Genomic DNA, 8,031 nt, shown 5'->3' on the forward strand with positions numbered 1-8,031 from the left:
ATGCCCGCAAGGCCACATGCAGGTCGAGCGACCGGGCCATCCACAACCCGACGAAGCAGCCAGGACCGATTCCGCGCGCCCGCAGGCCGCGGGCGACCCGGTTGGCGCGTGCGTCCAATTCGGCATAGGTGACGCGCCGGCCTTCATAGACGATGGCCGTGCGATCCGGATGCGCCGTGGCGGTCGCCTGTGGGATGTCGGACAGCAGCTCGTCGCGGAGGAGGGAGGGATCCACCACGCCGCTCTTCTGCTCGGCCGGGCCGCTGATGGTGGTCTATCCCGAAGGCATCTGGTACCGCCCGGAAACGCCGGAGGACATCGACGAGATCGTCGACTCGCATTTGGTCAACAATGCCCCGGTGGAGCGGTTGGTGATGGTGCTGACGAGGTGAGGTGAAGAACGGTAGGCGAGGGGGGAATAGCGGGCTGACGCTTAACAAACCCCACGCCTACCAGACCTGCGGTTGCGGCATTGGGATATGGCGGCATTTGCCCATAATGTGGGCAACCCCCGCCGTTGCCACTCCGAACAGACCCATGACCGACGCCGAAACCGCCGACCTGCTGCCCGCCGAGGCCGATTCGGTCCCCTATGCCGTCGGCTGCTTCCTGGGCGCGATCCTGCTGTTCGCGGCTATGGATACGCTGATCAAGTTCCTGACCGCCGACTATCCGGTGCCGCAGCTGATGTTCGTGCGTTCGCTGGTCGCCTTCCTGCTGGTGGGGGCGTACACCCTCGTGCGCGGCGGCGGGATCGCGGCGATGCGGACGCAACGGCCATTGGGGCATGTCTGGCGGGCCTTCGCCGGGCTGATCTCGATGGGCTGCTTCTTCTATGCGTTCCGCGAGCTGCCGCTGGCCGACGTCTATGTGCTGAGCTTCGCCGGGCCGCTGTTCATCACTGCGTTGTCCGCACCGCTGTTGGGGGAGCCGGTGGGTTGGCGCCGCTGGGCCGCCGTGGTCGTGGGGTTCGGCGGCGTGGTGGTGATGGCGCAACCCTCGGCCGGGGCGCCGCTGGTGCCGGTGCTGGTCGGGCTGTGCGCCGCCTTGTTCTATGCGCTGGCGGCACTCGCCGTGCGCGGCCTGTCGCGGACGGAGACCAGCGCGTCCATCGTGCTCTATCTGCTGCTGACGACGACGGTGGTCAGCGGCGTGCTGGCGGTGCCGGTCTGGACGGCGCCGACCGCCTTCGCCCTCGGGCTGATGGCGCTGGTCGGTGCCATCGGCGCCGGGGCGCAGGTCCTGCTCACTCAGGCATTCCGTCGCGCGCCGCCGGCCGTGGTGGCTCCCTTCGAGTACACCGGCATGGTCTGGGCCAGCCTGTTCGGCTGGCTCGTGTTCGGCGATCTGCCGACCGTGCCGGTGCTGACCGGCGCCATGGTCATCATCGGCAGCGGACTCTACATCCTGCATCGTGAAACCGTGGTGGCGCGTCGCCGGCAGGGCGCTTGACAGGACAGGGCCGGCGGCGACACTCTCGCCGCCTGTTCACGGCTGGGGTGCCCGTGCGGAGGCCGGATCGGCGGCGGCGCGGGCTGAGACCACACCCATCGAACCTGATCCGGGTCATGCCGGCGAAGGGAGCCGACCGGAACCCGACGGACCTGCCGCAAACGCCCCGTCGCCTCCGCGTCGCACCCGCTGCCGGCGCGTGTTGAGGAGTTATCGGTCATGCGGCGCGCGCTTCCCCTTCTGATCGGCCTGCTGGCGGCCACGTCCTGCCTGTCTCCGGCGGCGCGGGCCGACGACACGCTGTCCTTCCCGGTGCTGGTGCCGTTGACCGGATTCCTGTCGCTGGAGGGCACCAGCCAGCGCAACGGCGCCGTCCTTGCGCTGAAGCAAACGCCGGCCGGCGTTGCCATCGCCTCGGAGGTCGTCGACACCGGCACTTCGCCCGAGGCTGCGGTGACGGCACTGGAGCGGGCAGCCGGCAGCGGTACGGTCGGGGCGGTCGCCGCCAGCATGCTCGGCACCCAGATGCTGGCGATGCTGCCGCTGGCCCAGGAGCTGAAACTGCCGCTGGTCACCGTGTCGGGCACCGCGTCGATCACCGAGCAGGACAATCCCTGGGTCTTCCGTTTCTTCCCCGGCGATGCCGTGACCAAGGCCGCCCATGCCCGCTATGTGGTCGAGGAGTTGGGCAAGCGCCAGCCGGCGATCATCTACCAGACAACCGCCTATGGCCAGAGCGGCAAGGCCCATCTCGATGCCGCCTTCAAGGCGCTGGGCGTCACGCCCGTCTTCGAGGAAGGGGTGGATCCGGCGGCCAAGGATCTGCTGCCGGTGCTGACCAAGGCGCTTGCCGCCAAGCCCGACGTGCTGGTTCTGCACCTGCATTCCGGTCCGACCGCGCTGCTGCTGCGCCAAGCGGCGTCCAGCGGTGTGACCCTGCCCATCGTCGCCGGTTCCGCCATGCATCAGCCGAGCACCGCCGCCCTGCTGGAGCCGTCGGAGCTGAAGGGCGTCTGTGCCGAGACCGCGGCCTCGCCGGTGTCCGGCGACACGCCGGAGGTCAAGGCCTTCACCGACGCCTACCGCACCGCCTTCGGCAAGGAGCCGGACGCCTTCGCGCTCGGCCAGTATGACGGCATGACCATGGTGCTGGAGGCGGTGAAGGCCGGCGCCCGGACGCCGGACGCGATCCGCCGGGCGCTGTCGGCGGAGACCTTCAAGGGCCTTGCCATGACCTACAAGTCGGACGGCAAGGGCAACATGGCCCATTCCGCCGTCATCGTCTGCTATGACGGGACCAGCCGCGTGCCGGCGCTGGTGAAGCGGTACGACGACCCCGCGCTTGCGGCGAAGTGAGCGGATGGCGGCGCTTCAACTGCTGGTCAACGGGGTGGCGCTTGGGGCGGCCTATGCCCTGGTGGCGCTGGGCTTCGTGCTGGTGCTGAACGCCACGTCGGCGGTGAATTTCGCCCAGGGCGATCTGGTCATGGCCGGCGGTCTGCTGGCGGTGGCGGTGGCGCCGCTGATCCCGTTGCCGGGCATCGCCCTGTTGCCGGTTGTGCTGGTCCTGATGGCGGCGCTCGGGCTTGTGCTGGCGCTGGCGGCCTATCTGCCGCTGCGCCGCCGGCCGCCGGTGTCGGTCTTCATCAGCACCATCGCGGTCGGCATCATCCTGCAGAACGGCGCCGCCATCCTGTTCGGGCCGGAGCCGCGCGCCGCACCGCCGCTGTTCGGCGACGACACTCTCCATATCGCCGGGCTTGCGGTTCCCGAACAGTCGCTTGCCATCGTCGCGGTGGCGGGACTGCTGATCGGAGCGCAACAATGGGTGTTCGCCCGCACCCAACTGGGCCGCAGGCTGCGCGCCACGGCGCAGGACCCGGAGATGGCACGGGCCTGCGGCGTGCCGGTCACCGCGATGATCCTGGTGACCTTCGCCATCGGGGCCGCCTGCGCCGGAGCGGCCGGGCTGCTGCTGGCAAACCGCTATTTCGTCACGCCGACGTCGGGCGGCGATCTGATTTTGAAGGCCTACATCGCGGTGACGGTGGGGGGCTGGGGATCGGTGCCGGGGGCGGTGGTGGGGGCGCTGCTGATCGCGCTGTTCGAGGTGGGGGTGTCGTCGGTGCTGTCCTACCCGGTGGCGCTGGGAGCCTTGTACCTGACGCTGCTGGCGATTTTGGTGTTGCGGCCGCAGGGGCTGTTCGGCGAAGCGGTGCGGCGCCGTGGGTGAGCGCTCTCCGTCGCGCATTCCCTTGATCGCAGGCGCCTTCGCCCTGGTGGTCTACGCGCTCGCCTTCGCTTCCCCCTATGGCCTGCGCGTTCTGACGGTCGCCGGTGTCTATGCGCTGGCGACCTTGGGCTTCAAGATCGTCTTCGGCCTGGGTGGGGCCCTGTCGTGGGCGCAGGGAGCCTTCTTCGGCGTCGGCGCCTATGTCACCGGCATCCTCGGCAGCCGCTATGGCCTCGGCTTCGAGACGACCTTTCCGCTGTCGATGCTGGTGCCGCTGCTGCTGGCCCTGCCGGTCGGGCTGGCGGTGCTGCGGCTGGAGTCGCATTACTTCGCGTTGGCGACTCTCGGCATCGCCCAGGTGCTTCATCTGCTGGCGGTCAACCTGCCGGAGCTGACCGGCGGCTCCAACGGGCTGGCCGGGGTGCCGGCGGCGGTGCTGTTCGGTTGGCCGGTGCCGCGCGGGCTGCCGATGGCCGGGTTGGTCTGGGGGCTGGTGGCGGTGGGCGGACTGATCGGCTGGCGGCTCGCCCAGGGCCGGATTGGCCGGTCGCTGACCATGCTGCGCGACGATCCGCTGGCGGCGGCGACGCTGGGCCTCGATGTCGGCCGGTTGCGCCTGACCGCCTTCTGCATCAGCGCGCTGTTCGGCGGGGCCGCCGGGGCGCTGGCGGTCCACACCCAGCGCGTTGTCTCGCCGGAGGTGCTGGAGTTCCCGGTGATGGTCTCCATCCTCACCATCGCCATCGTCGGCGGACGGGGACGGATGGCCGGGGCAGTGCTGGGCGCGGTGCTGCTGCTGCATCTGCCGGAATGGTTCCGCTTCCTGGAGCGCGGCTATCTCGTCGTCTATGGCGTCGCACTGCTGGCGACCGTCGTGCTGGCTCCGGACGGGTTGACCGGGCTGCTCGACCGCATCGCCAGGCGCCTGTCCGGCGGCAGGCCGCCTATCCTGGCGGCAGCGACGGAGCCGCCACCACTGCCCAATCCGCCAGACGGGATGACGGTGGAGGGGGTGCGGAAATCCTTCGGTGGCGTCCTGGCGGTGGATGGCGTGTCGCTGGCGCTGCGGCCGGGCACCATCACCGGGCTGATCGGCCCGAACGGTTCGGGCAAGTCCACCGTCATCAACCTGCTGTCCGGGCTGGAACGGTCGGATGCCGGGCGGGTGCGGCTGGGAGGACAGGAGGTCACCGGCGCCCGCGCCGACCGGCTGGCCCGTGCCGGGCTCGCCCGCAGCTTCCAGGCGGCGGCGTTGCCGGCGGGGGCGGGTGTGTTGGAAGCGGTGGCCGCCGCCCGTCTCGCCATCGATCCCGATGCGGCGACGGCGCAGGCGCATGCCCGCTGGGCGCTCGACCGGCTGGGCGTCGGCGCGCTTGCCGGGCAGGGCTGCGATGGATTGCCGGCGGCGTTGCGCCGCCGGGTGGAACTGGCACGCTCCCTGGTGCGCCGTCCGGCGGTGCTGCTGCTGGACGAGCCCGCCGCCGGTCTCACCGACGGCGAGAAGGCGGAGTTGGCCACCCTGCTGCGCGCACTGGCGGGGGAGGGGATGGCGATCCTGCTGGTGGAGCATGACATGGAATTCCTGCTGCCGCTGGCGGGCACGGTGCTGTGTCTCGACCGCGGTCGGGTGATCTATGACGGCCCGGCCAGCGGCGTGCGCCTGGACCCGGCGGTTGCCGCCGCTTACCTGGGCCGGGCGGTGTCGGCATGAGCGCGCTGCTGTCCATCCGCGGCCTGAGCGCCGGCTATGGCGGGGCGGATGCGCTCGACGACGTGTCGCTCGACCTCGCGGCGGGGGAGACGGTGGCATTGCTCGGCGCCAACGGAGCGGGGAAATCGACTCTGCTGAAGGCGCTGATCGGTCTCGTGCCGGCGCGCGGGGAGTTGCGCCTCGACGGTGCCGACCTCGGCGGTCTCGCGACGGAGGCGCGGGTCCGGCGCGGCATCGGCTATGTGCCGGAGGGGCGGCGGGTCTTTCCCGGCATGAGCGTGCGCGACAATCTGGAGGTCGCCGGCCGGTCCGCCGCCCGCGACCGCGCACAGGATGTCGAGCGCGTCTTCGCCCTGTTTCCCGACCTTGCCTTCAAGAGCAGGGAGAGCGCGTGGCGCCTGTCCGGCGGCCAGCAGCAGATGCTGAGCCTGGGGCGCGCGCTGATGGGCCGGCCGCGCCTGCTCCTGCTCGACGAGCCGTCGCTCGGCCTGTCGCCCAAGCTGGCCGACGAGCTGTTCGCCGCCGTCCGCAACATCGCCGAAACGGGCACCGCCGTGCTGCTGGCCGAGCAGAGTGCCGCCCGCGCCCTGACGGTCGCCCCGCGTGCCGTGCTGCTGCGGCTGGGCCGCGTCGTCGGCGACGGGTTGGCGGCAGCAGTGTCGGAGCAGGCCCTGCACGCTGCATTCTTCGGCGGTTAGCACAAATCCCCTGCGTGTCCTGTGCAACAGGTGTCGGCGTCCTGCAACAGGATCGGCGGTTGAGCTTGCGGACCGGGACAGGCGCGGATAGCTTCCCGCCGATAACCATCCATGGATTACCTCGTCATGACCGCCCGCTTCGCCGCATCGCTGTCCGCGCTTCTCCTGCTGGGGGTGGCGTCGGCTCCGGCGATGGCCGAACTGGTGCCGGTCCAGCCGACGATTCCGCCCTCCGCCTATTACGGGTTGCCCGAGCCGGAGGCGGAGATCGTCGTTCCCGATGCGCCGGCCCAGGACACCAAGCCGGGCGGTACCAGGCCGGGTGCCAAGCCGGGCAATCCGTCTGCCGCCGCCCCCGCACCCGCGAAACCGGACGGCCCGGGCGAACTGATCGAAAGCTGGGACGGTGGGGCCGCCAAGAAGAAGGACGGCAGCTTCGCCTATTGCGTGGTGGAGGGGGAATTCACCTCCGGCCATGTGCTGATGTTCGCCCGCAGCCCGAAAGGTGAAATGAACATCGGCATCGGGATCCCGGGAGCCGACCTGCCGAAGGGGGGCGAATGGCCGGTGACCATCGAGGTCGACAAGAAGCTGAAGCGCGAGCGGACCGCCGTCGCCTCCCAGCCGGACATGCTGGTGGTCTCCAACGGCAAGGACGAGGATCTGGTCAACGCCCTGATGGGCGGCAACGAGCTGGTGGTGTCGTCGGCCAGCGACCGCATCGTCTTCAAGCTGGCCGGCACCAAGAAGGTGCTGGGCGATCTGAGAAACTGCGTCGACAAGGGCGGCAACGTCCCGCCGATCAAGGTCGCCGCCGGCCGCCCGGCGGACAAGGAAAAGAAGAACCGCCTGCCGGAAGGGCTGGACAGCCTGCTGACCGCCGCCGGCATCCATGATGCCGAACTGGTGCCGATGGACAATGTCCCGCAGGACCGGCGCCCTGCGGACGTCGCCTGGCGCTTCGGCCCCATCGTCGGCGGCATCCGCGAACGTGCGGTGGCCGAAGGCGCCAAGATCGACGAACTGTCAGACAGCTTCGCCGATGCGATGAAGCAGCGTTGCGAAGGCACGCCGACCCTCAGCCTGAACCAGTCCGAGCAGTCCGGTTCGGTCTGGCTGCGCACCGGATCGGTCGATTGCGCCATGCCGCAGGGCAAGCTGCACGTCACGCTGAATTTCCTGCTGTCGCAGCGCCGGCTGTTCACCGTGATCTTCCACGAAGCCGCCGAACCCGACATTCCGCTGGCCGAGAAGGTGCGCGACAACCTCGCCCAGGTGCTGCGTCGTGCCGGACTCGCTCCGCAACCCACCGCTCCCCAGGCCGGCGCGGAGGCCGCACCCGCCCAAACTGCACCCGCCCAAACTGCGCCGGGACAGGCGGCCCCAGCGCAGCAGGCGCCCGCCACGCCTGCCCCTGCCACGCCTGCCCCGGCTTCGACCCCGTCCGCACAACCGTCGCCGCTGGCGGCCCCACCGCCGGCCACGGTCAAGCCGCAGTCGAAGCCGCCGAAGCCCTGACGGAACTCACGCCCTTCCGGCCCATTGTCCTGTTACGGAAGGGCCATACATCAGCGTGACCATGCCTGACAATTCAGCCTCCCTCGACGGCGTGGGCGACAATGCCCGCGCCGGAAGCGATCCTTATGCGACGCTCGATGCCTCTGCAGCCACCACCCTGTCCGAGCGCTGGAGCGTGCGAAACAGCGCCCTGGCGGTGGTCCTGCTTGCCGCGCTGGTCGGCGGTGCGGTCGGGTTGGCCGTCGGGCTTCTGCATGAAGCGGTGCTGCTGATGCAGACGCTGGCGTTCGATCTGCCGGAGGGCGAACGGTTGGGGCAGGGCGTCCCCGGCCAGTTGCTGACGCTGGGCGTACCGGTGGTCGGCGGGGTGCTGCTGGGCGTCCTGTCGACGCTGGTGCGGCGCTGGCGTCCAACGCCAT

General features: G+C 70.3%; 8 protein-coding genes, 1 pseudogene and 1 riboswitch. Of the genes and pseudogenes, 8 read left to right on the forward strand and 1 reads right to left on the reverse strand.

What is annotated here, in order from left to right; genetic code table 11:
* On the reverse strand, positions 1-235 hold a 235-nt coding region (locus I71_RS34175; RefSeq protein ID WP_042704758.1), incomplete at its 3' end, for an AMP-binding protein.
* A gap of 31 nt (positions 236-266) precedes the next feature.
* Between I71_RS34175 and I71_RS36980 the strand changes: the two genes are divergently transcribed.
* The 8 genes and pseudogenes from I71_RS36980 to I71_RS34215 form a co-directional block, all read left to right on the forward strand.
* Entirely contained in the window at positions 267-392 is a 126-nt protein-coding gene (locus I71_RS36980; protein ID WP_375731237.1) for a ferredoxin, read from the forward strand.
* A 145-nt stretch (positions 393-537) separates the two neighbouring features.
* Positions 538-1,452, forward strand: a complete 915-nt coding sequence (locus I71_RS34185) for a DMT family transporter (RefSeq protein ID WP_042704759.1) — start codon at positions 538-540, stop codon at positions 1,450-1,452.
* 33 nt (positions 1,453-1,485) lie between these two features.
* A riboswitch (TPP riboswitch) is annotated at positions 1,486-1,600 on the forward strand.
* Positions 1,601-1,671: 71 nt separating this feature from the next.
* A complete protein-coding gene (locus I71_RS34190) occupies positions 1,672-2,808 on the forward strand; it encodes an ABC transporter substrate-binding protein (protein ID WP_042704760.1) in 1,137 nt (378 codons plus the stop codon).
* A gap of 4 nt (positions 2,809-2,812) precedes the next feature.
* Positions 2,813-3,685: a branched-chain amino acid ABC transporter permease gene (locus I71_RS34195; RefSeq protein ID WP_042704761.1), complete on the forward strand. Its 873-nt coding sequence runs from the start codon at positions 2,813-2,815 to the stop codon at positions 3,683-3,685.
* Entirely contained in the window at positions 3,678-5,396 is a 1,719-nt protein-coding gene (locus tag I71_RS34200) for an ATP-binding cassette domain-containing protein (protein ID WP_042704762.1), read from the forward strand. The genes I71_RS34195 and I71_RS34200 overlap by 8 nt, the downstream gene beginning before the upstream one ends.
* Positions 5,393-6,094: an ABC transporter ATP-binding protein gene (locus tag I71_RS34205; RefSeq protein ID WP_042704763.1), complete on the forward strand. Its 702-nt coding sequence runs from the start codon at positions 5,393-5,395 to the stop codon at positions 6,092-6,094. The genes I71_RS34200 and I71_RS34205 overlap by 4 nt, the downstream gene beginning before the upstream one ends.
* 111 nt (positions 6,095-6,205) lie before the next feature.
* Entirely contained in the window at positions 6,206-7,612 is a 1,407-nt protein-coding gene (locus I71_RS34210; protein ID WP_042704764.1) for a hypothetical protein, read from the forward strand.
* Between the two features lie 61 nt (positions 7,613-7,673).
* Positions 7,674-8,031 (forward strand): annotated as a pseudogene (locus I71_RS34215) (chloride channel protein); the annotation flags it as partial.

This window comes from Azospirillum sp. B506, assembly GCF_000333595.1.
GTDB lineage: Bacteria > Pseudomonadota > Alphaproteobacteria > Azospirillales > Azospirillaceae > Azospirillum.

What these genes read in the sequence shown, in the direction of transcription:
- I71_RS36980 (WP_375731237.1), top strand. Translation starts at nt 267, where the DNA reads ATGGTGGTCTATCCCGAAGGCATCTGGTACCGCCCGGAAACGCCGGAG.
- I71_RS34185 (WP_042704759.1), top strand. Translation starts at nt 538, where the DNA reads ATGACCGACGCCGAAACCGCCGACCTGCTGCCCGCCGAGGCCGATTCG.
- I71_RS34190 (WP_042704760.1), top strand. Translation starts at nt 1,672, where the DNA reads ATGCGGCGCGCGCTTCCCCTTCTGATCGGCCTGCTGGCGGCCACGTCC.
- I71_RS34195 (WP_042704761.1), top strand. Translation starts at nt 2,813, where the DNA reads ATGGCGGCGCTTCAACTGCTGGTCAACGGGGTGGCGCTTGGGGCGGCC.
- I71_RS34205 (WP_042704763.1), top strand. Translation starts at nt 5,393, where the DNA reads ATGAGCGCGCTGCTGTCCATCCGCGGCCTGAGCGCCGGCTATGGCGGG.
- I71_RS34210 (WP_042704764.1), top strand. Translation starts at nt 6,206, where the DNA reads ATGGATTACCTCGTCATGACCGCCCGCTTCGCCGCATCGCTGTCCGCG.